The organism is Paenibacillus sp. FSL H7-0756, from assembly GCF_038006765.1.
Taxonomy (GTDB): domain Bacteria; phylum Bacillota; class Bacilli; order Paenibacillales; family Paenibacillaceae; genus Paenibacillus_AQ.
The window spans coordinates 803,731-824,938 of the sequence record NZ_JBBOVT010000001.1 but is presented as its reverse complement, the minus strand read 5'-3'; the positions used below and the strand labels follow the sequence as shown (position 1 = coordinate 824,938).

Genomic DNA, 21,208 nt, shown 5'->3' with positions numbered 1-21,208 from the left:
GCACAATTGCAAGCGTTATTCATTTGCGTTTTCGCTTCCCGCGCCAGCTTAATTATTCTCCGCTCCGCTATCCGCTGAATGCAGGACCTTCTTGAGATTCTTCTCGAATTTGGCGCGGGGAATGAGGACGCTGTGCTGACAGCCGGTGCACTTAATCCGGATATCCATCCCCATTCGGATAATCTCCATCTCATTCGTTCCGCACGGGTGCTGCTTCTTCATCTGCACAATATCACCCAGCCCGAATACCTTGCGTTCCATTATTCTTCCCCCTCCTCTGCCTCTTGCGCAGCAGCCACCTGCCTTCTTGGGCTGGTCTCCTGCTCCTCACGGGCTCTGCGGGCTGCATCTGCGCGTTCCTGCTCACGAGCCGCCTCAGCCTCCCTCTCCGCCTGCTCACGCGCCTCTTGCTCGGCCTTAGCGGCCTCCAGGGCACTCTGCTTCTCCAAAGCCTGCTTGATATCATTCTGAATCTGCCGCTCAGCTGCATCTCTGGCATTAGGCAGGCAATTCGCCGCTATGCGGATGACATACTCAGAGGTGCTCATCGATTGGATTCCCAGAATATTAGGGTAGGCAATGACACTGGAGCTGCGTTCCTCGATGCCTTGAAGCGCCTCGCCGATCAGTGCCAGGGTGGCCTCGAGCCCGCGTTCGATTTTGACCGGAACATCTACTACAGCCAGTGCATTCGCCAGCGAATAATTCGTCACATTCACAATCGTGCCGTTAGGAATGATGTGGACCTCGCCCGTAGTACTTAACAGTCTTGTCGTTCTCAGGCCAATCATCTCTACCGTTCCCTTATAGGTTCCGCTCTGGATAACATCCCCGACTGCGAATTGATCCTCGAATATAATGAAGAATCCGGTAATCACATCTTTGACCAAACTTTGTGCACCGAAACCTATCGCCAGCCCGACTACCCCTGCTCCGGCAAGCAGCGGCTTCAGATCGAAATTGAACTCCGACAGAACCAGCAGAATCATAGTGAAGTTACAGAAGAAGGTAACCACATTCTTCATCAGTCCGCCGACGGTGGAGAATCGCCGGTTGTTCGCTAACATTCTCCCCCTCGTCTCCCGCTCAAGAGACCGGTCAATCACATTGGAGACCACTTTGATAATCACCCGGGTCAGAATGAAAATCAGCAGAATCCGTATCCCGGCAAATAGCACAGTGGCCCACATGTCCGCATTGCTTAGCCAGTCCCATACCCTATCTTTGAAACGCACAGCATCCTTGAGGGCATCTCCGCCTGTTGTCTCGAGCAGCCAGTAATTCATCGAACCCCTCCTTCTTCCCCTACCTCTATATACCCGTCTCCCTTTGCAGCTTTGGCATAGATTCCGCGGATCTCTATGCTCTGCTCTGCTACAATGACCCGCACCTCTTCCAGTGCACTCCGGGAGAATTGAATCGACATCGCACAGCCGGCGGTGATCTCCTTGGGCGTAGGGAAGATATCGATTTCAATCTCCGCATATTCAAGCAGCATCTCGGCGCGCAGCGCCTGCTGGGTCGAATCAAACGCTATCAGCAGTTCCTCCTTCACACTCCACGCCTCCCCTGGGCTATTGGTCCTATCTATTGCCGCCATAGTATAAAAAACCACTTCCATCCATATACTAGGATCATCAGAACACGCTCCCGCGGATGTAAGCCTTGCATAATCAGCTGCCTGGCAGCCTGACCGCTTATTCAGCTGATTTTCCCGTGATTTGCAGTCGCCGCCTCAGAAAGGACGATTATATGAATTTCTCTTCCAAAGCTTCACCACTGCAAGAACCATCTTGTTTAAAAATATCACATGCCGACCCCAATATCTATTCTGCCATTACCCACCGTCTGCTGTTCCACTTTTCGCGCACCCGTCCGGATACGCCCATTGTCATTATCTGCGTGGGCACGGACCGCTCGACCGGCGATTCCCTTGGCCCCCTGGTCGGCACGACACTGGCCCGATTTCACAGCCCGCTGTTCCATCTCTACGGTACGCTGGAGGAGCCGGTACATGCCATTAACCTGGAAGAGACAGTGAGCCTTGTGTACCAAAAGCATGCCAACCCGTTCATCATTGCCATTGATGCCTGCCTCGGCCAGTCCGCCAGCGTCGGCTGCATCCAGGTGGTTGAAGGTCCGCTGCGTCCCGGCGCAGGGGTCAACAAGCAGCTTCCCCCCGTTGGCGATATCCATTTGACCGGCATCGTTAATGTGGGAGGATTCATGGAATACTTCGTATTGCAGAACACCAGATTAAGCCTGGTGATGCGCCTGTCGGATATTATTTCATCCAGCCTCTACTCTGCCTTGAAGCAGTGGAACCTGCATGCTAGATCTGCTGCAACGCGAGAGCAATAACTTCCTTCTCCTCCGGTGACAGAGCATACGTTGATGCTCCCTGTTCAACCGGTTTGGCATATATATATGAGTTCTCGCGGTTGTGCAGACTGCTCAGTACAATCCCGCTGCGGTTGTCATCCAGAATGGCAAGCGAGAAGCTCAGGTCATTACCGCGTTCTCCAAAAGCATTATAACGCTTCATGGCCACCTTCGACTTCATGCCGCGCATTTTGGTATGTGCCGCCTCAAGCAGCGCCTTCTGCTCCTGCTGGGTCTCCTCCAGCATATCCCCCTGATTCTTCAGGTTGACCAGCAGATTCTCCAGATCTTCTATGCCATTCCCGCTCATCATGGCTTCATACCGGCTGCGTATTCTGCGAAGCTTGACCCCCTGGACGATCATCAGAATGGCCATCAATAGGATTACCCCCGCAAAGCCCATGATGAACGCCGATAAATACTCGTTTATGATTTCATTTAACTCCGACATGTTGAATCATCCTTTATACAAAAATAAGAATTCCTACGCTGCAACAACACCGACCTGTATAATCCACTTGAATCCTTATCCACTTATTCGTTTGAACGCGATACGCCGTACATTTCCTCCATGGCTAACAGCAGCCGCTGAACATCCGCTTCAGTGGAGCTTACTCCCACACTTGCCCTAACCGCTCCGCTATCCAAAGTGTCTGCAGCCTGATGGGCCAGCGGTGTACAGTGCATGCCTGCACGTACAGCAATCTGGTATTCGCGGTCCAGCCGGTGGGCAATATGCGCAGATTCCTGCCCCTCTACGACAAAAGCCACAATTCCGCTTCGCGGCTCGCCTGGGGCCGGGCCCAGAATCCGCATACCCGGAATAGCAGCCAAGCCCTCCATCAAGAGCTGTGTCAGCTTCCATTCCTGCATATGAATCTGTTCCACTCCCAGTGCCTTAACCGCCTTCACGCCAGCCAGCAAACCGGCTATACCGACGGCATTCTGTGTCCCTGCCTCATAACGGTCCGGACGGACATGGGGCTGCTCGCTATTCTCCGATTGACTGCCAGTCCCTCCATGCATCAGCGGTTCCAGATCCAGCCCAGGAGAGATATACAGCCCCCCGGTTCCTTGCGGGCCGAGCAGCCCTTTGTGTCCCGGAAATGCCAGCAGATCAATATTCATGGCCGCCACATCAATATTCAATGCTCCTGCACTTTGAGCCGCATCAACCAGGAACACAGCTCCATGTGACTTCACTATATCACCGATATCCCCAATCGGCAGAATGCTTCCCAGCAGATTGGAGCTATGATTGCAGATCACCATCCGGGTGTTAGGACGCAGAGAACGCTGAAGCTCCTGAAGATTGATTTGACCCTCGCGGTCCGCCTGTATATAATCCACTTCAATGCCGATGCTCCGGCGCAAATACTCCAAGGGTCTGCGCACAGAGTTATGCTCCGTCATCGTTGACACGACATGATCCCCTGGTTGAAGTGTACCCTTAATAGCCATATTTAGCCCCATAGTTGTGTTATGAGTAAATGCGATATCCTGGGCATTCGCTACACCAAACAACTCTGCCAGCAGCATCCGCGTACGAACCAATACCCGACCCGTCCCGATAGCCAGTGAGTGGTTGCCCCGCCCGGCATTTGCCCCTGACTGCTCCAAAGCCTCCATCATAGCTGCAGCCACCTCCGGCGGCTTAGGCCACGAAGTAGCTGCGTGATCGAGATATACCAGCCTCTCCATCTTCCACCCTCCCTCTTTTCGATTTAAAAAACATACCCCTCCATATCCGTATTAAGGATATCTCAGGATATGTCTTCGGTACAAATATCCAAATCAGTTCCCCAGCAGCTCCAGCAATCTTTCCAGGTCTTGGGCACTGTAATAGTTTAATTCGATTTTCCCTTTTTCCTTACCTTGTTTAATTTTGACGGTTGTCTTGAACCGCTCCCGTAATACTTCCTCTACATTATCAATATAGGGATCACGTTTCACAACCTTGGCTTTAATTCCGTTAGCTGGTTTGCGGTCAAGATTCTTCACTACCTCTTCCAGTTCTCTAACACTCCACTGAAGCTCCACACACTGTGCAGCCAATTGCTTGATGACCTCCGGATCTTTCAGAGCCACAATTGCCCGGGCATGCCCCATCGAAATTGTTCCACGTGAAACATAATCCTTCACTTCTTCCGGTAAGCTAAGCAACCGCAAAAAGTTGGCGATATGCGATCTGGACTTTCCGACTTTAAGAGAAAGCTCTTCCTGAGTCAGCGCGAATTGATCCATCAGTCCTTGATAAGCAACCGCTATTTCCATCGCGTTAAGATTCTCACGCTGGAGGTTCTCGATCAAGGCAATCTCCATCACCTGCTGATCACTGAGGCTGCGGACCACTGCCGGAATCGTAGCTTTACCGCAATATTGCGAGGCCCGGAATCTGCGTTCCCCGGCAATAATCTCATACCCTTTCAACACACTGCGAACAATGATCGGCTGGATCACTCCATGCTGTCTTATGGATTCTGCAAGCTCCTGAATAGCCTCTTCATTGAAATCCTTGCGCGGCTGATAAGGATTGGCTCTAAGCTGTGACAACGGAATCTCTACTACCTTGTCGTCCTCATTAATCGACAGAGAAGGGATTAATGCATCCAAGCCTTTCCCCAAACGTTTACTCATAAGAGATCACTTCCTTTGCCAACTCTAAATATACTTCCGCTCCCTTGGAACGGGAATCGTAGGTAATAATTGACTGTCCATGTGAAGGGGCTTCGCTTAAGCGTACATTACGCGGGATAATTGTTCTGTATACCTTTTCCTGGAAATATTTTTTCACTTCTTCAATCACCTGAATCCCAAGATTGGTCCGGGCATCCAGCATCGTGAGCAATACTCCCTCTATTTTGAGATGCGGATTAAGATTCTTCTGAACCAGTCTGACAGTATTGAGCAACTGGCTTAGTCCTTCAAGCGCATAATATTCACATTGTATAGGGATGATCACTGAGTCTGCAGCTGTTAGAGAGTTAATGGTAAGAATCCCTAATGATGGCGGGCAATCTATGATGATGTAATCATAATTCGCCTTCACTGCATTCAGTGCTTTCTTCAGCTTCAATTCCCGCGATATCGTAGAGACCAGCTCGATCTCTGCTCCTGCCAGCTGAATGGTTGCCGGAATAATATGAAGGCCCTCAATCCGGGTCTCTTGAATCGTTTCCTGCGGATTTGCTTCATTAATAAGAATATCATAAATGCAATTCTCTACATCCGCTTTGTTGACACCAACGCCGCTCGTAGTGTTGCCTTGCGGATCAATATCAACAAGCAGCACTCTCTTCCCCAGAGTAGCCATGCTGGCACCCAGGTTCACAGAGGTTGTTGTTTTACCTACCCCGCCTTTTTGATTTGCTATGGCAATAATCTTGGACACTTATTTCACCTCGAATTGTTTAGAAAGAATCATCTTGTAGTTCTTAGCTGTTAACGGCATAATAATCTGGTTCTACGGCATCACGCTTGCGGCGATGTAGACAAACAAGTGGAAACGGCATTACAGTCCTTTTACATATAAATTCTTATATTTGAAAATAGACAACAAATTATCCTTAGAGTGTATATGGGATAACGTTCGGAGCTAGTCATACAAAAGGCGGCCAACACCTCAGGGCCGCCTTCAGCTTTTGTTACCATTATCGTTTTGGAATTTGGATTACAATCTCATAATGATCTCCGCGGTCATTCTCGGAGGTCTTAATCTCCATTCCTGAGCCGGTCACCATGTCTATAGATTGGCGGATTGTATTAAGAGCGAGACGGACATCTTTGGTATAGGAGGTCCGTTTTGATTTTTTGGTCTGGGTAACGGCCTTGTAGAAGGCGATACGTGCTTCCGTTTGTTTTACATTCAATTCCTTGGAAATAACCTCAGCCAGAACCTTAAGCTGCATTTCCTCAGTGTCTAGCGACAAGAGCGAGCGTGCATGGCGCTCGGTGATTTTTCTTTCCATTAATGCCGTCTTAACCTGTTCAGGCAAATTCAGCAAGCGGATTTTGTTGGCAATGGTGGATTGGCTTTTGCCAAGCCGCTGAGCCAGACTCTCCTGGGTCAATTGATGCAAGTCAATCAGCTTCTGATACGCGATCGCCTCTTCAATAGAGGTTAAGCCCTCACGCTGCAAGTTCTCGATCAGTGCGATCGATGCAGCCTGTGAATCATTGAATTCGCGGACAAGCGCCGGAATAGTGTCCATGCCCAGCTTTTTAACTGCCCGCCAGCGTCTTTCGCCTGCAATAATCTCATACTGGGAATCACGCATACGAACAACGATCGGCTGGATCACGCCATGAGTTTTGATAGTCTGACACAACTCGTCGATCTTCTCATCATCGAAAATAGTCCGTGGCTGATACGGACTGCTGATGACCTCATGAACCGGGATTTGTTTGATCTCTTCTCCGCTGCTCCGCTCGGTAAATCCAAAAAGCTTGGTGAATTGTTCTTTCATTCCGTTCATAACCACCTAATTTCGTTATAGTACGATCCTCTCAACCTTTCATGCGAAAAGCTTATCGTACAGCGTAAGAAAAGTATCCATAAGTCATTTATAGCTGCTTCTCTTATAAGACGGCCTGGCATTCATTCTGATCACATCTATTAAAAGTCTTACTATATTATTCTATCACTTTTCCACTAATAATCCTATTCTCCATAATGACCTATTTTTCCTGCAAACCACCCTGAATTGACCCTGCTTTCCACAAAAACTCCCCCGCAAAATGGGGCTTTAGCTTCGATGTTGACTCAGGTACTTTGCGGGGACCCCAAACTTATAAATTCTTATCTATTAAAAAAAGATCAAGCTCACTTTCGCATGAGCTTGATCCAGTATAACAGAAGACTGTCAAATGTTGTTTCACGTGAAACAATTAGATGAGCGGCGACTTCGCAGGTACGCCGGGCTTACGCGGATACTTCGACGGAGTGGCCCCAGTCTTACGTACAAGAATGATATGGCGGGAAGATTCTTCCACTGGCAGACTGAAGGATTCTACCTTATGCAATTCAGCACGCAGTTCCTTGAAGCTGCGCTTGGCCTCTTGAAGTTCCTCCGTCGGATCACTCCCCTTCATGGCAGCGAAGATGCCCTCCTTACGGGTGAATGGCAGACAGAATTCATTCAGAAGCGATAAGCGGGCCACCGCACGGGCAGTGACAACATCATAAGCATCCCGGTGAACAAACTGTCGGGCGACATCCTCAGCCCGGCCGTGAATGAGCTTTACACCCTTCAACCCCAGAGTATCACAGACATGCTGCAGGAAGGTGATCCGTTTGCTAAGTGAATCCACAATCGTCAGCTTGAGATCAGGGAAGCATATTTTTAGCGGAATGCCAGGGAACCCTGCCCCCGAGCCGATATCAGCAAGACTCTTCGTCTCCTCCATATTCACATAGAAGGCTAAAGATAAAGAATCATAGAAGTGTTTGGTATATACCTGGCTCCGCTCTGTAATCCCGGTTAGATTCATCTTCTCATTCCAGGAGACCAGTTCCTGATAATAGAGTTCAAATTGTTCAAGCTGCTTCATTGAGAGTTCCAGCCCATGCTCCTTGAGCAGGGAGGTGAACTCGGCTACCGTTGTATCCATAGATTATCCTTTCGCCGCTGTTACACGGTTGTAGTGCTCCAGATAGACCAGCAGAATTGAGATATCTGCCGGAGTAACGCCTCCGATACGCGAAGCCTGCCCTATCGAGATGGGAGCGATTTTGGTCAGTTTTTGCCGCGCCTCCATGGCCAGTCCATGAATCTCATTATAGTTGATATCGTCAGGAATCTTCTTCTGCTCCATCTTCTGCAGCTTCTCTACATGCTGGAGCTGTTTCTCAATATAGCCGGCATACTTAATCTGGATCTCTACCTGCTCCTTCATCTCTTCATCCAGCTCCTCTGGAGAAGGAGAGATGAGATCCACGAAGCTGTAGGCTAACTCAGGGCGGCGCATTAAGGTCAGCAGGTTACTACCATCTACAATTGGTGCAGAACCATAACTGGCTAGGGCTTCATTCACTTGTACCGGTTTAACCTTCGTCTCCTGCAGACGGATAATCTCACGGTCCACCCGGCCCTTCTTATCAAGGAACGCTTCATAGCGCTGCTCTGTAATCAGCCCAATGTCATAGCCGATTGGTGTCAGGCGGAGATCTGCATTGTCATGACGGAGCAGCAGCCGGTATTCCGCACGGGAAGTCAGCAGGCGATAAGGTTCATTCGTTCCCTTAGTAACTAGATCATCAATCAGAACGCCGATATAGCCCTGCGAACGATCCAGCACCACCGGCTCTTTCTCCTGTACTTTACGCGCTGCATTGATTCCGGCAATTACACCTTGCCCTGCCGCTTCCTCGTAGCCGGAGGTGCCGTTGATTTGTCCTGCAGTGAATAGTCCCGGCAGACGTTTGGTTTCCAGAGACGGCCAGAGCTGCGTAGGAACCATAGCATCATATTCAATGGCATAGCCGTTGCGCATCATCTCTACCTTTTCCATACCGGGAATAGACCGCAGGACCGCCAGCTGCACATCCTCAGGAAGGCTTGTCGACAGACCTTGTACATAGTATTCCGATGTATTTTTACCTTCCGGCTCCAGGAAGATCTGATGCTGTGATTTATCACTGAACCGGACGACCTTATCTTCAATGGAAGGGCAATAACGCGGACCCGTTCCTTCAATAATACCCGTGAACATCGGCGCCCGGTGCAGATTGTCATTGATGATCTGGTGGGTTACCGGAGAAGTGTAGGTCAGCCAGCAAGGCAACTGCTCATTATCCGAGGATTTGGTTTCAAAAGAGAAGAATTTCAGCTTCTCATCGCCCGGCTGGATTTCCGTCTTGGAGAAATCAATCGAATCCTTGTGGACACGCGGCGGCGTTCCGGTCTTGAAGCGGACCAAATCGAAGCCCAGTTCACGCAGATTCTCGGACAGGCGTACGGACGGCTGCTGATTATTTGGTCCGCTCTCATACGTCAGCTCACCCATAATCACTTTGCCGCGCAGATAGGTCCCGGTTGTCAGAATAACGGTCTTGCTGTGATATACCGTCCCGGTCTTCGTCACCACTCCGGCGCAGCGTCCGTCCTCCACGATCAGCTCTTCCACCATCCCTTGGCGCAAAGTCAGGTTAGGAGTCTTCTCCATCGTTTCTTTCATCGCATGCTGATAGAGGAACTTGTCTGCTTGTGCACGCAAGGCGTGAACGGCAGGTCCCTTGCCCGTATTAAGCATTCGCAGCTGAATGAAGGTCTTATCTATATTGCGGCCCATTTCCCCGCCCAGTGCATCAATTTCACGCACCACATGACCCTTGGCGGGTCCGCCAATCGATGGATTACATGGCATGAAAGCCACCATATCCAGGTTAATTGTAATCATCAGTGTGCGGCAGCCCATCCGTGCAGCAGCCAGGGCTGCTTCGCAGCCGGCATGACCGGCGCCGATGACGATAACGTCATAGCTGCCTCCATCATAATTCATAACGGTTCCTCCTTCTTATTTGCCGAGGCAGAATTGCGAGAAGATCTGGTCCAGCAGCGAATCAGCTGCCGTATCTCCAATAATCTCTCCGAGCTGCTCCCAGGCCAGACGTACATCAATCTGTATCATATCTATAGGAATCAGCATCTCCGCTGCTTCATAAGCATCCTGTAGCGATTTATATGCCTTCTTAAGTAAGGCTATATGCCTTACATTGCTTACATAGGTCAGATCGCCCGATTCCAGCTTGCCCCCGAAGAACAGTGCGGAGATCGCCTCTTCCAGTGTGTCTAGTCCTTCCTCTTGCAGCACCGACATCGGTACAATGCTCGCTTCATCGAAAAAGGAGCTCAGCTTCCCCGTATCCAGCCGGGACGGTAAGTCCATTTTATTCATGATGACCAGCGCTTGTCTACCGTGGATTTGTTCCATCAGTGCCAGTTCATCCTCATGAAGCTCCTCATTGGCATTCAGCACCAGCAGAATCAGATCCGCATCGCTGAAAGCCGCCTTCGAGCGCTCCACACCGATTCTCTCCACCACATCCATCGTCTCACGGATACCGGCAGTATCCAGCAGCTTCAGCGGGATATTATTAATCGTTACATACTCTTCTATCACATCACGCGTTGTTCCCGGAATGTCGGTCACAATCGCCTTGTTGTCGCGGGCAAGCGCGTTCAGCAGCGAGGATTTCCCGACATTGGGCCTGCCTACAATAGCTGTAGTAATCCCTTCGCGCAGAATCTTTCCTTCATTGGCGGTTCGAAGCAGCTTATCTATGCCTTGCATAACCTCTTGACTCTTATCCTTGATGAAATCAGCAGTTAAGGATTCCACATCATGCTCAGGGTAATCAATATTCACTTCAATATGGGCCAGTGTCTCAATAAGGGTGTGCCGAAGCTCATGGATACGTGCGGATAACGAGCCGCTAACCTGCTTGAGAGCAACTGAGAAAGCCCGGTCCGACTTGGAACGAATCAGATCAATCACGGCCTCGGCCTGCGACAGATCAATCCGCCCGCCCAAAAAGGCGCGCTTCGTGAACTCTCCCGGCTCGGCCAGCCGGATATCCTGCTGCAGCAGCAGATCCATTACTCTTCTTACAGAGATTACACCGCCATGGGCGCTGATCTCCACCACATCCTCCGTGGTAAAAGAACGCGGTCCCTTCATGACTGTTACCAGCACCTCTTCCAGCTGTTCCCCGTCCTGCGGACTAATGATATGTCCATAATGCACGGTATGGGACTCAGCTTCCGGAAGGGGGATACGGCTTTTGAACAAGGGGGCAACTTGGGGGATTGCCTGCGGTCCGCTAACCCGGATGATGGCAATACCGCCCTCACCCAAGGCTGTCGATACAGCGGCAATAGTGTCACTAAGCATGTTGTAATTCACCTCAGGATTTGGTATTTAAAAAAACAATGACTCCTCGCATAGGTCAAGGAGTCATTGCGGCATGTAGTTCTACTTCAAAGTTATAACGACGCGGCGGTTCGGCTCTTCACCCTTGCTGAGGGTGTTCACCTGCTTGTGATCCTGTAATCTGGAATGGATGATCTTGCGTTCCTGCGGGGACATGGGCTCCAGAACCACCTCTTTGCGGGTCCTCACCACACGCCCGGCCAGACGGTCAGCCAGTTCCTCCAATGTCTTCTTGCGGCGCTCCCGGAAGTTCTCCGCATCCAGCACGAGCCGGATGAAGCTGTCAGAATACCGGTTGGCCACAATATTAGCCAAATACTGCAAAGCATCAAGAGTTTGTCCTCTTCTGCCAATCAGCAGCCCAAGCTCCGGACCGGAAATTTGCAGAACAGTTGATTCCTTGGCATGAACGATTTCAACTTCCACCTCGAGCCCCATGCTCTTGGCGACATCTACAATGAAATGAACGGCCTGGCCGTATGCTTCTTCCACCGGGTGTCCGGAATCCTGGCGCGGTACACCGCTGATCGCCTCTGTATTGCTCTCTCTTGTTGTCTGCTGAGACAGTAGCGGAGCACTCGCCGCTGATGCCGGTGCGGCTTCCGGGATCAAGGTCAATTCCACCTTGGCACCCTTCGCACCGATCAATCCAAGGAATCCTTTTGACGGCTGTTCAAGTACGTTGACCGTTACCCGGTCCTTGTGAACTCCAAGCTGATTAAGTCCCCGTTCTACAGCTTCTTCAATGGTTTTCCCTGTCGCGACGACTTTGCTCATTTTGACTTTTTGACCCCCTTCTTCCCATTGCTTCCGTTTCCTTTAGCAGTAGGAGTTACATCTTTGCGGGCGTTAGAGTTGCTGTTCTTGCTCTTCGTCAGGTTAACATCTTTGGCCTTGCTGTTGCCTGCATTGGCCGTAGCGGTGGCAGCGGCAAGTGCTGCTTTGTGCTTATCATTGTTGCGGTACAAGAAGTAGTTCTGAATGATGGTGTACAGATTGCTATAGAACCAGTACAGCGGAAGTGCAGACGGGAAGTTGTAGGACATGATGAAAATCAGAACCGGATATACCATCATCATGAACTGCATTGGACCCTGCTGTTGTACCGGGTTCATTTTGGTCATCATACGGGTCTGAATAAATGTCGTAGCAGCGGCAAGGAGCGGCAGGATGAACAGGTGATCGGGTTTGCCGAGCTGCAGCCACAGGAAGTCATGTAATCTAAGATCCGGATTGTAGTAGATCGAGTTGTATAGGGCGATGAAGATTGGCATTTGCACGATCAGCGGCAGACAGCCCGCCATCGGATTGACCTTGTTCTCCTGGAACAGGCGCATTGTTTCCTGCTGTACCTTTTCGGGCTCATCTTTATATTTTTTCTTAATCTTCTCAAGTTCCGGCTGAATTGCCTGCATGGCACGCGAGCTCTTGACCTGCTTAATCGTAAGCGGAAGAATCAGCGTGCGGACAATGATAACCATTACTAGAACGGCTAGACCATACTGGCCGTTGAACCACTTCGCGAAAGTATCCAGGGCAATGGCGAAATAATACACAACATTACTCTGCCAGAAGCCTCCATTTTTCAAATCCTCCGTAGTGTGCGTCACTGTTGTCGCAGACGGAGAGCATCCCGACAGAACAGCGATCATTAGAACCATTAACCCGAGGAGAAGAAACATTTTTCCTCGCTTAGTCTTCATTAGAGACACTTCAAAACCCCTCTCATAAACATTCCATTGCACCGTAAATCATAACATAATTATGGATACAAATAAACAAGCCCTCTTCAGGCTCTTTTACTTGCGTAAAGCCTTGAGCAGCTTGGCTTTGCGCAGCACATGCAGCACGCTTTTCTCCAGCTCGGCGTAATCCTTGGAGAGCGCTCCTTTTCTGACAATGAAAACGATATCCAGATTGCCGGCAATTTCCGCCTCGTGATGACGTACAATCTCCTTGACCAGCCTTCTCATCCGGTTGCGGACTACGGCATTCCCGACCTTCTTGCTGACGGATATGCCCACGCGGAATCGTTCCACTTCTCTTCTGGGGAACCAATATACCACATACTGATGATTCGCAAATGACTTCCCATGGCGGTATACGCGGCTGAAGTCGGCACGGTTTCGTAATCGTAAACTTTTGCGCACGGAAATCTCCTATTCAAATACCGGAATTGCTCCAGGCTCCGGAATTTCATCTTCTAATTAGTATTGTCATTCAAGGGAGACCATAAACAGTTACCTCGGCGGCCCTGGAGATCCCCTGCCGACAAACATAGACAGCTTGTGGAAGCTACAATCATGTGAATTTGAATTCTTATATCTTCAAGTGGAAACGGCTTTGCCGTCCTTTTTAAGGACGGTACCGTTTCAGCGAGAAATAGAAGGATAAGTTATCGTGTGCAACATATAAATTCTTATATTTTAAAAAAAGCCCCGCAGTAGCGTTAACATCCCCTGCAGAGCCTATCATTTATTGTTGCCGCAGCAGAAGTCATGCGTGGGTTATCCGCTCGCTGAGCGTCATCGCATTCTGCGCTATATATAGAAGAGAAATAAAAACAGCTGATGCATTCTGCAAATAAAGCGTAAAAAAGGACCACAGCAGTGGTCCCAAAGTGGCCTATCTTACGCACTCAAAACTTTTCTGCCTTTCAAGCGGCGGGCTGCCAGCACTTTGCGGCCGTTTTTCGTGCTCATTCTTTTGCGGAAACCATGCACCTTTTTGCGTTTGCTCACATTTGGTCTGAACGTCGGTCTCATGTATTGCACCTCCCTTACAGGAACTAATTACTGTCATATAAGCAGAAACGGACTAAGCCGTCCTTAAAGTAGGGACAGTATCTACAAGTATTATCAATTTAATTTGGAGACATATCCTCACAGAAAACACCTTTATATATTTAAACATATTTTTGCGCTAAAAGTCAACCATCTCTCTTTCTCCCTCTTTTTCAGGTTGCTCCCCTTGTGCCCTCATTTTTGGGACCAGCCCGAAAGCCTGAGTCTTATCCCCAGGGCGCCCCGCCTCTTAACTAATTCAAACCCTGAACCGCTTATCCACAAAGGAACACATCCAAAATAATAATCCACAGGCTTGTCCAGTTATCCACCTGTGATTAATTCCGGGCGGATTTTGCTCACAGGTGAGTACAACCTGTGTATAAAAAAATTGGCACGATCGCGGAAACTGTCGAACGGTAAACAAATTATCAACAATATGTAGTGGTGTGCCTAAAAATTATACACAAGTGATTGAATTTGTGGATAAAATAGCGTCGCTCATTGAAAAATAAGGGGCGTTTTGCTATGATGGTATTACTTTTGAATGTGAATAGATTTGTTTGTTCAATAAATTATCAACAAGCTGTGGATAAAGTTGTGAACAATTCAAATTTATCCATATTTTTTTGTCTCTTGAAGTTGCATACTGGGGATAAGATTCAGCACCAACCCATTTTCTTCGACATTTCCACTTCATGGCTGATGCCACATTTGGAAGATTTAAAGGAGTGACAGTCTGTGGACAGCCATACTTCCGAATTATGGCAGCAAATATTATCGATTATTCAAACCAAACTAAGCAAGCCGAGCTTTGATACCTGGTTCAAGGCCACCAAGGCCATGACGTTCAATTCCCAGGCTCTAATCATCTCGGCGCCTACAACCTTTGCCGTAGAATGGCTGGAAAGTCGCTATACCAAACTGGTAGGAGCAACGGTATATGAAGTTACCGGACAGCAGGTGGAAGTCAAATTTGTCATTGAGGAGAACAAACCCTCTGAGCCTGTGGTTCAGCAAAGTGCGCCTACTCCCGTTGTTTCGCGCGAAGAAGCACAGACGCATTTGCTCAATCCCAAATACACCTTCGACACGTTCGTGATCGGTTCAGGCAACCGTTTTGCGCATGCAGCCTCCCTTGCTGTAGCCGAAGCGCCGGCCAAAGCCTATAACCCTCTGTTTCTGTATGGAGGCGTAGGTCTCGGAAAGACTCACCTGATGCATGCGATCGGCCATTATGTGCTGGAGCATAACCCCAACAACAAGGTGATTTACATCTCCTCCGAGAAATTCACGAATGAATTCATCAACTCCATCCGTGACAACCGCGGCGAAAGCTTCCGCAACAAGTACCGCAACGTTGACATTTTGCTGATTGACGACATCCAATTCCTGGCCGGCAAGGAGTCAACGCAGGAGGAATTTTTCCATACGTTCAATGCTCTTCATGAAGAACGCAAGCAAATTATTATCTCCAGCGACCGCCCTCCCAAGGAAATTCCTACGCTGGAGGAACGGCTGCGTTCCCGGTTCGAATGGGGACTGATTACAGATATCCAGCCTCCTGATCTTGAGACGCGGATTGCCATTCTGCGCAAGAAGGCCAAGGCGGAGAACCTGGATATCCCGAACGAAGCCATGATGTATATCGCCAACCAGATCGACACGAATATCCGGGAGCTTGAAGGCGCGCTGATCCGTGTAGTGGCTTATTCTTCCCTGACGAACCAGGATGTGACGACACATCTGGCAGCTGAAGCGCTGAAGGATATCATTCCTTCGAGCCGTCCGAAGATGATCACCATTAACGATATTCAGCAAAAAGTCGGTGAATACTACAATTTGCGCATGGAGGACTTCAAAGCGCGGAAACGCACGAAGGCTGTGGCTTTTCCAAGGCAGATTGCCATGTATCTCTCCCGTGAGCTGACGGATTATTCGCTTCCTAAGATCGGCGAGGCCTTCGGAGGACGCGACCATACGACCGTTATTCATGCCCATGAGAAGATTACGCAGCAATTAAAGGTAGACCAGGAGCTCTATAAAGTGGTAAATAATCTTTCGGAGAAAATTAAAAATCCTTCCTAAGAGGAACAAAGAGCCTATACACAATCTATACACATGTGGGTAGGCTTAATTTTATGCTGTTTAGCGACTTATCCACATAAACGGAGCCCCTACTACTAATACTATTAAATAACTATAATAATTCATCTTCTAAGAGCAGGTTTCAAAGAGCATTTACGTACACCCATTTCCCAATTTTTCAGCTAGGAGTGAAATCATGAAAATCAGCATTCTCAAAAATGAACTTAACGAATCCATCGGACATGTCTCCAAAGCAATCTCCAGCAGAACAACTATCCCTATTCTGACCGGTATCAAGTTTGAGGTTAGCCATCAGGGCGTTACGCTGACTGCAAGCGATACGGATATTTCCATTCAGTCCTTTATCCCCGCCGAGAATGACAGCCAGACGATCGTCAAGGTAGAGCAGCCGGGCAGCGTAGTGCTCCCTGCCAAATTTTTCGTTGAGATTATCAAGAAGCTTCCCTCCAAAGAAATTCACATGGAAGTCAAGGAAGGCTTCCAGACCTACATCTCCTCCGGCTCTACGGAGATTCAGATTGTGGGTCTCGATCCTGAAGAATTCCCTGTTCTGCCAAGCATTGAGGAGAATGAAACCATCTCCATGCCCGGTGATTTGCTGAAGAATATGATCAAGCAGACCGCCTTCTCCATCTCCACTCAAGAGACAACACCGATCCTGACAGGCATTCTGTGGAATCTGGCCGACAATGAATTCAAATTCACGGCTACCGACCGCCACAGGCTCGCCACCAGAGCTGCACACCTGGAGGGTACAGAGAATATCCAGTTCGCGAATATTGTCATTGCCGGCAAAACGCTGAACGAGCTCAGCAAAATTATCCCTGATCAGAATATGCTGGTGGATATTGTCGTCGCAGATAACCAGGTGCTGTTCAAAATCGACAAAGTGCTGTTCTATTCGCGGATTCTGGATGGCATTTATCCGGATACTTCTAGAATTATTCCAACCACCTACAAAACAGAACTAACCTTGGACACAAAAAAATTAAGCGAATCGATCGACCGCGCTTATTTGCTGTCCCGTGAAGAGAAAACGAACATCGTCCGGATGCAGACCCTGGAGAACGGCGATGTGGAGATCTCCTCCAGCTCCTCCGAGCTAGGGAAGGTTCGTGAAGAGCTGGAAGTCATGGATTTCAAAGGCGAGCCGCTGCGCATCTCCTTCAACTCCAAATATATGCTCGATGTGCTGAAGGTGGTCGAGAGCGAGCAGCTCGTAATCGCCTTCACCGGCATGATGAGTCCGATTATTCTCAGACCGCTCGATGAGAGCCGCAGCCTGTATGTGATTTTGCCATACCGGACAACTAATTAACGCCCTGTTCATGAACATGTGGATAAGTGGCCGAAAGGATCAAAAACATGAAAAAAATAGTTATCCACAGTGGATATATTAAGCTCGACCAGTTCCTGAAGCTCTCTGATTGTGTATCCACAGGGGGGATGGCCAAGGCGCTGCTGCAGGAAGGACATGTGCAGGTGAACGGTGAGGTGGAAGAACGGCGTGGCCGGAAGCTCTACCCGGGTGATACTATCGAGGTACAGGATAACGGCGTGTTTGAAGTTGAGGGCGGCGGAGTCAAGGAGGAGTAACCCTAAGGAGGAACAGGCTCTTGTTTGTCAAAAATATCGGACTGCAGGATTACCGCAACTATGGGCTGCTGCGTCTTGAGCATCTGGGCGATGTGAATCTCATTCTCGGACAGAACGCCCAGGGTAAAACCAATCTCATGGAGGCTTTGTTTGTCCTCGCGATGACCAAAAGCCACCGGACCTCCAAGGACAAGGAGCTGATCTCCTTCGATGCCCCGGCGGGCTCCGCGCAGATTGTTGCTGAAGTAGAGCGCAAATATGGGGATCTTAAGCTGGAGCTGACCCTGTCCCCGCAGGGCAAGAAGGCCAGAATTAACGGACTGGAGCAGCGCCGGCTCAGTGAATTCGTAGGCTCGCTGAACGTGGTGATGTTTGCCCCGGAGGATCTGGAGATTGTCAAAGGTACCCCGGGCATCCGGCGCCGGTTCCTTGATATGGAGATTGGCCAGGTTCAGCCGAGCTACCTGTTTCATCTGCAGCAGTACCAGAAAATTCTCCTCCAGCGCGGCAATCTGCTGAAGCAGTTATGGGGCAAGGAGGCTGGCGGCCGGGAGCTTCTGGACATCTGGGATGCCCAACTTGTAGAACATGGTGTTAAAATCGTCAAAAAAAGGAAACAATTCATAAAGAAGCTGCAGATATGGGCAGAAAGCATCCACCGTGGCATCACAAACGGCGGAGAAGAGCTCAAACTGCTCTATGTCCCCTCGTTTGGTGAGCGTGAAGAGGAAGATGAAGCTGTCTTATTGGACAAATTTATGTTAAAGTTATCACAAACAAGAGATCAGGAAATCAGGCGCGGCATGACGCTGACGGGTCCCCATCGGGATGACCTGTCCTTTTTTATCAACGGAAGAGAAGCTCAGGTCTACGGTTCCCAGGGGCAGCAACGTACGGCAGCTTTATCGCTCAAGCTGGCGGAAATTGAACTGATCCATGAGGAGATTGGAGAATACCCTGTGCTGCTTCTTGATGATGTTTTGTCCGAACTTGATCCCTATCGTCAGACCCAGCTTATCGAAACTTTTCAGAGCAAGGTGCAGACCTTCATCACTGCGACCGGTGTTGAGGGACTGAATGCTGATAAATTAAAGGGTGCAATCCTGTATCATGTTCATGGCGGCAAAGTGGGGTTATAAAGAGCGGAGGAAGACCATGTATATTCATTTGGGCGGAGAAAAAATTATTCGATCCTCAGAGCTGATTGCTATATTTGATATATCGATTGAGAAATCCTCCAAGGTATCGAAGCAGTTTATGACTCATTCCCAGCAGGATAAGAAGCTGGAACGCATTGGTGAAGAGGAAGCGAAGTCTATTGTCGTGACCAGGAATACTGTCTACTACTCCCCGATCTCCTCCTCCACTCTCAAAAAAAGAGCCAAGATCTTGTTAGAAATATAAGGTTCCACAAGTTACATGAGATAATCTGAAAGAAGTAGGTGAAGGCATGTCAATGAATCAACCGACATATGATGAGAGCCAGATTCAGGTACTGGAAGGGCTGGAAGCAGTTCGGAAACGTCCCGGCATGTACATTGGCTCCACCAGCTCCAAAGGTCTGCATCATTTGGTCTGGGAGGTTGTCGATAATAGTATCGATGAGGCGCTGGCAGGTTTTTGCGACCGGATTCAAGTCATAATTACTGAAAATAATAGTGTGACTGTTATTGACAACGGGCGCGGAATTCCTGTTGGTGAGAACGTCAAGCTGAAGAAGTCCACACTTGAAGTGGTCATGACTGTCCTGCATGCAGGCGGTAAGTTCGGCGGCGGGGGTTACAAGGTGTCCGGCGGTCTTCACGGCGTAGGGATCTCTGTGGTTAATGCCTTGTCCGAGAAGGTAGTTGTCACTGTCAAACGTGACGGGCATGTCTACCAGCAGGAGTACAACCGCGGCGTGCCGCAATATGACATCAGAGTGATCGGGGATACAGAGGAGACGGGGACCACCACGACCTTCCACCCGGACCCGGATATTTTCACCGAAACGACTACGTTTGAATACTCCACGCTCCTTACCCGTATCCGAGAGCTGGCCTTCTTGAACAAGGGCATTGAGCTGTCACTTCTGGATGAACGGACCGGAGTCAGCAATACGTTCAAGTATGAAGGTGGTATTGTGGAGTATGTGAAATACCTTAACGAGAAAAAAGAAGCTCTTCATGAGGATCCCATCTACGTGGAAGGCTCACGGGATATGATCGCGGTTGAAGTGGCTCTCCAATATAACGATTCATACACAGAGAACATCTATTCGTTCGCTAATAATATCAATACCCATGAAGGCGGAACGCATGAATCCGGCTTCAAGAGTGCCTTGACGCGGATCATTAATGACTACGCACGCAAGGCCGGCGTAATCAAGGACAGCAGTCAGAATCTGACCGGGGATGATGTCCGGGAGGGTCTGACGGCAATTATCTCGGTCAAGATTCCTGAGCCGCAGTTCGAAGGTCAGACCAAGACCAAGCTCGGCAACAGTGAAGTCCGGGGGATTGTAGAATCGCTGTTCGGCGAGAAGCTGCAGGAGTTCCTGGAGGAGAACCCTGCCGTCTCACGTAAGGTGCTGGAGAAGTCATTGCAGGCTTCCCGTGCCCGTGAAGCGGCCAAAAAGGCCCGTGAGCTGACTCGCCGCAAAAGTGCGCTTGAAGTCAGCGCCCTGCCTGGCAAGCTGGCAGACTGCTCCTCCAAGGATGCGTCCATCAGTGAGCTGTATATCGTCGAAGGTGACTCCGCCGGCGGATCTGCCAAGCAGGGCCGGGACCGCCACTTCCAGGCCATCCTGCCGCTGCGCGGCAAGATTCTGAACGTGGAGAAGGCCCGGCTAGACCGGATCTTGTCCAATGCTGAAATCCGGGCGATTATTACCGCACTCGGAACCGGGATCAGTGATGATTTCGACCTCTCGAAGGCGCGTTACCACAAGGTTGTCATCATGACCGATGCGGACGTCGACGGCGCCCATATCCGAACACTGCTGCTGACCTTCTTCTACCGCTATATGCGGAAGATTGTCGACGCAGGGTATATCTATATCGCCCAGCCGCCGCTCTTCAAGATTGAGCGCAACAAGGTGGTGCGCTATGCACAGACCGAGAAGGAGCGCGATGAGATCATTGCTGCCTTCGGCGAGAACGTGAAGGTTAACGTACAGCGCTACAAGGGTCTGGGTGAGATGAATGCTGCTCAGTTATGGGACACGACGATGGACCCTGAGAGCCGCACCATGTTGCAGGTAACCATTGAGGACGCCATGCTGGCGGACAGCATCTTTGATACCCTGATGGGTGACAATGTTGAACCGCGCCGCGAATTCATTCAGGAGCATGCCCAATCGGTTAAGAACCTGGATATTTAAAGAGCACATAGCGAACCTCCGGATTATCCCTTGCGGATGAAGCCGG

The 21,208-nt window shown here is 49.7% G+C and carries 22 protein-coding genes; 7 read left to right on the top strand and 15 right to left on the bottom strand.

From position 1 onward, the window contains the following. Positions 1-48: 48 nt before the first annotated feature. The 3 genes from NST04_RS03655 to NST04_RS03645 are packed head-to-tail and all read right to left on the bottom strand — an operon-like array spanning position 49 to position 1,555. Positions 49-261: a DUF951 domain-containing protein gene (locus tag NST04_RS03655; RefSeq protein WP_076081909.1), complete on the bottom strand. Its 213-nt coding sequence runs from the start codon at positions 259-261 to the stop codon at positions 49-51. Further along, positions 261-1,286 (bottom strand): mechanosensitive ion channel family protein, encoded by a 1,026-nt coding sequence (locus NST04_RS03650; RefSeq protein ID WP_341183184.1) that lies wholly within the window; start codon positions 1,284-1,286, stop codon positions 261-263. The genes NST04_RS03655 and NST04_RS03650 overlap by 1 nt, the downstream gene beginning before the upstream one ends. After that, complete coding sequence (locus tag NST04_RS03645; protein ID WP_341183183.1) at positions 1,283-1,555, bottom strand: DUF3343 domain-containing protein; 273 nt, start codon at positions 1,553-1,555, stop codon at positions 1,283-1,285. Before NST04_RS03645 ends, NST04_RS03650 begins: the two co-directional genes overlap by 4 nt. 197 nt (positions 1,556-1,752) lie before the next feature. Between NST04_RS03645 and yyaC the strand changes: the two genes are divergently transcribed. After that, positions 1,753-2,361 carry a spore protease YyaC gene (yyaC, locus tag NST04_RS03640; RefSeq protein WP_341185166.1) on the top strand — a complete coding sequence of 203 codons (609 nt, stop codon included), beginning with the start codon at positions 1,753-1,755 and terminating at the stop codon, positions 2,359-2,361. Here yyaC and NST04_RS03635 read toward each other — a convergent pair. The 12 genes from NST04_RS03635 to rpmH all read right to left on the bottom strand — a co-directional run bounded on the left by NST04_RS03635 (position 2,333) and on the right by rpmH (position 14,078). Then, the gene (locus NST04_RS03635; protein WP_341183182.1) at positions 2,333-2,833 is read right to left on the bottom strand and encodes a DUF4446 family protein; all 501 of its coding nucleotides are present in this window, start codon (positions 2,831-2,833) and stop codon (positions 2,333-2,335) included. The genes yyaC and NST04_RS03635 overlap by 29 nt on opposite strands. An 83-nt stretch (positions 2,834-2,916) precedes the next feature. Continuing rightward, positions 2,917-4,083, bottom strand: coding sequence for an aminotransferase class V-fold PLP-dependent enzyme (locus NST04_RS03630; RefSeq protein ID WP_341183181.1), 1,167 nt, complete (start codon positions 4,081-4,083; stop codon positions 2,917-2,919). A gap of 93 nt (positions 4,084-4,176) precedes the next feature. After that, positions 4,177-5,019 (bottom strand): ParB/RepB/Spo0J family partition protein, encoded by an 843-nt coding sequence (locus NST04_RS03625; protein WP_341183180.1) that lies wholly within the window; start codon positions 5,017-5,019, stop codon positions 4,177-4,179. Next, on the bottom strand, positions 5,012-5,773 hold the full coding sequence (locus tag NST04_RS03620) for a ParA family protein (protein ID WP_341183179.1): 762 nt from the start codon (positions 5,771-5,773) through the stop codon (positions 5,012-5,014). The genes NST04_RS03625 and NST04_RS03620 overlap by 8 nt, the downstream gene beginning before the upstream one ends. 259 nt (positions 5,774-6,032) lie before the next feature. Further along, positions 6,033-6,848 carry a nucleoid occlusion protein gene (noc, locus tag NST04_RS03615; RefSeq protein ID WP_036728058.1) on the bottom strand — a complete coding sequence of 272 codons (816 nt, stop codon included), beginning with the start codon at positions 6,846-6,848 and terminating at the stop codon, positions 6,033-6,035. 421 nt (positions 6,849-7,269) lie between these two features. After that, entirely contained in the window at positions 7,270-7,992 is a 723-nt protein-coding gene (gene rsmG, locus NST04_RS03610; RefSeq protein WP_341183178.1) for a 16S rRNA (guanine(527)-N(7))-methyltransferase RsmG, read from the bottom strand. Between the two features lie 3 nt (positions 7,993-7,995). Then, positions 7,996-9,882, bottom strand: coding sequence for a tRNA uridine-5-carboxymethylaminomethyl(34) synthesis enzyme MnmG (gene mnmG / locus NST04_RS03605; RefSeq protein WP_341183177.1), 1,887 nt, complete (start codon positions 9,880-9,882; stop codon positions 7,996-7,998). 15 nt (positions 9,883-9,897) lie between these two features. Beyond that, positions 9,898-11,274: a tRNA uridine-5-carboxymethylaminomethyl(34) synthesis GTPase MnmE gene (gene mnmE / locus NST04_RS03600; RefSeq protein WP_341183176.1), complete on the bottom strand. Its 1,377-nt coding sequence runs from the start codon at positions 11,272-11,274 to the stop codon at positions 9,898-9,900. Positions 11,275-11,355: 81 nt separating this feature from the next. After that, positions 11,356-12,090 (bottom strand): RNA-binding cell elongation regulator Jag/EloR, encoded by a 735-nt coding sequence (gene jag / locus NST04_RS03595; RefSeq protein ID WP_036699874.1) that lies wholly within the window; start codon positions 12,088-12,090, stop codon positions 11,356-11,358. Continuing rightward, positions 12,087-13,025: a YidC/Oxa1 family membrane protein insertase gene (locus tag NST04_RS03590; protein ID WP_341183175.1), complete on the bottom strand. Its 939-nt coding sequence runs from the start codon at positions 13,023-13,025 to the stop codon at positions 12,087-12,089. The genes jag and NST04_RS03590 overlap by 4 nt, the downstream gene beginning before the upstream one ends. An 87-nt stretch (positions 13,026-13,112) precedes the next feature. Next, entirely contained in the window at positions 13,113-13,463 is a 351-nt protein-coding gene (gene rnpA, locus NST04_RS03585) for a ribonuclease P protein component (protein WP_341183174.1), read from the bottom strand. A gap of 480 nt (positions 13,464-13,943) precedes the next feature. After that, positions 13,944-14,078 carry a 50S ribosomal protein L34 gene (gene rpmH, locus NST04_RS03580; RefSeq protein ID WP_039295761.1) on the bottom strand — a complete coding sequence of 45 codons (135 nt, stop codon included), beginning with the start codon at positions 14,076-14,078 and terminating at the stop codon, positions 13,944-13,946. A 759-nt stretch (positions 14,079-14,837) separates the two neighbouring features. Here rpmH and dnaA point away from each other — a divergent pair. The 6 genes from dnaA (at position 14,838) to gyrB (ending at position 21,162) form a co-directional block, all read left to right on the top strand. Continuing rightward, complete coding sequence (gene dnaA, locus NST04_RS03575; protein WP_036699882.1) at positions 14,838-16,184, top strand: chromosomal replication initiator protein DnaA; 1,347 nt, start codon at positions 14,838-14,840, stop codon at positions 16,182-16,184. Positions 16,185-16,380: 196 nt separating this feature from the next. Beyond that, positions 16,381-17,523, top strand: a complete 1,143-nt coding sequence (gene dnaN / locus NST04_RS03570; RefSeq protein WP_036699883.1) for a DNA polymerase III subunit beta — start codon at positions 16,381-16,383, stop codon at positions 17,521-17,523. A gap of 47 nt (positions 17,524-17,570) precedes the next feature. After that, entirely contained in the window at positions 17,571-17,801 is a 231-nt protein-coding gene (yaaA, locus tag NST04_RS03565) for a S4 domain-containing protein YaaA (protein WP_036699885.1), read from the top strand. Positions 17,802-17,821: 20 nt separating this feature from the next. Then, a complete protein-coding gene (recF, locus tag NST04_RS03560; protein WP_036728069.1) occupies positions 17,822-18,940 on the top strand; it encodes a DNA replication/repair protein RecF in 1,119 nt (372 codons plus the stop codon). Positions 18,941-18,956: 16 nt separating this feature from the next. Next, positions 18,957-19,205: an extracellular matrix regulator RemB gene (remB, locus tag NST04_RS03555; RefSeq protein ID WP_036728071.1), complete on the top strand. Its 249-nt coding sequence runs from the start codon at positions 18,957-18,959 to the stop codon at positions 19,203-19,205. A 46-nt stretch (positions 19,206-19,251) separates the two neighbouring features. Next, on the top strand, positions 19,252-21,162 hold the full coding sequence (gyrB, locus tag NST04_RS03550; RefSeq protein ID WP_341183173.1) for a DNA topoisomerase (ATP-hydrolyzing) subunit B: 1,911 nt from the start codon (positions 19,252-19,254) through the stop codon (positions 21,160-21,162). Positions 21,163-21,208 lie beyond the last annotated feature (46 nt).

Excerpts from the sequence above, each read along its gene's own strand:
- NST04_RS03635 (WP_341183182.1), bottom strand. The coding sequence starts at position 2,833 with ATGTCGGAGTTAAATGAAATCATAAACGAGTATTTATCGGCGTTCATC.
- NST04_RS03625 (WP_341183180.1), bottom strand. The coding sequence starts at position 5,019 with ATGAGTAAACGTTTGGGGAAAGGCTTGGATGCATTAATCCCTTCTCTG.
- jag (WP_036699874.1), bottom strand. The coding sequence starts at position 12,090 with ATGAGCAAAGTCGTCGCGACAGGGAAAACCATTGAAGAAGCTGTAGAA.
- rpmH (WP_039295761.1), bottom strand. The coding sequence starts at position 14,078 with ATGAGACCGACGTTCAGACCAAATGTGAGCAAACGCAAAAAGGTGCAT.
- noc (WP_036728058.1), bottom strand. The coding sequence starts at position 6,848 with ATGAAAGAACAATTCACCAAGCTTTTTGGATTTACCGAGCGGAGCAGC.
- remB (WP_036728071.1), top strand. The coding sequence starts at position 18,957 with ATGTATATTCATTTGGGCGGAGAAAAAATTATTCGATCCTCAGAGCTG.
- mnmE (WP_341183176.1), bottom strand. The coding sequence starts at position 11,274 with ATGCTTAGTGACACTATTGCCGCTGTATCGACAGCCTTGGGTGAGGGC.
- yaaA (WP_036699885.1), top strand. The coding sequence starts at position 17,571 with ATGAAAAAAATAGTTATCCACAGTGGATATATTAAGCTCGACCAGTTC.
- NST04_RS03650 (WP_341183184.1), bottom strand. The coding sequence starts at position 1,286 with ATGAATTACTGGCTGCTCGAGACAACAGGCGGAGATGCCCTCAAGGAT.
- mnmG (WP_341183177.1), bottom strand. The coding sequence starts at position 9,882 with ATGAATTATGATGGAGGCAGCTATGACGTTATCGTCATCGGCGCCGGT.
- gyrB (WP_341183173.1), top strand. The coding sequence starts at position 19,252 with ATGTCAATGAATCAACCGACATATGATGAGAGCCAGATTCAGGTACTG.
- NST04_RS03630 (WP_341183181.1), bottom strand. The coding sequence starts at position 4,083 with ATGGAGAGGCTGGTATATCTCGATCACGCAGCTACTTCGTGGCCTAAG.
- NST04_RS03655 (WP_076081909.1), bottom strand. The coding sequence starts at position 261 with ATGGAACGCAAGGTATTCGGGCTGGGTGATATTGTGCAGATGAAGAAG.
- yyaC (WP_341185166.1), top strand. The coding sequence starts at position 1,753 with ATGAATTTCTCTTCCAAAGCTTCACCACTGCAAGAACCATCTTGTTTA.
- rsmG (WP_341183178.1), bottom strand. The coding sequence starts at position 7,992 with ATGGATACAACGGTAGCCGAGTTCACCTCCCTGCTCAAGGAGCATGGG.
- dnaN (WP_036699883.1), top strand. The coding sequence starts at position 16,381 with ATGAAAATCAGCATTCTCAAAAATGAACTTAACGAATCCATCGGACAT.